Raw genomic sequence first — 247 nt, 5'->3', positions numbered from 1 at the left:
GGCTTTAAGAGAAAGTCTGCAAGTAAATCCTATAAACTTCTATAACCGATGATTCTGCTCTTGAAATAGGAGTTTGAAGTAGAAGTGATTTCTACTCCCTTACTTGTTGAGGCATGAATGAACTGCCCGCCGCCCAAGTACATTCCCATATGGCTTACAACTGATCTATTAGAACCCGTTGCAAAGAAGATAAGATCGCCACTTTTCGGTGAAGTAACCCTTTTACCCATATCATAATACGTGGAAG

At 40.5% G+C, this 247-nt stretch carries 1 protein-coding gene; it reads right to left on the bottom strand.

The genetic code is table 11. The annotated features are described in order from the left end of the window. Positions 1-29: 29 nt before the first annotated feature. A partial coding sequence (locus SB773_RS33865; protein ID WP_410594861.1) for a C40 family peptidase occupies positions 30-247 on the bottom strand: 218 nt, incomplete at its 5' end.

The sequence above is a fragment of the Bacillus sp. SIMBA_074 genome (genome assembly GCF_046534555.1).
Lineage (GTDB): Bacteria > Bacillota > Bacilli > Bacillales > Bacillaceae_G > Bacillus_A > Bacillus_A mycoides.
Note: the sequence above shows the minus strand (reverse complement) of the source record. Positions and strands in the feature narration are given on the sequence as shown.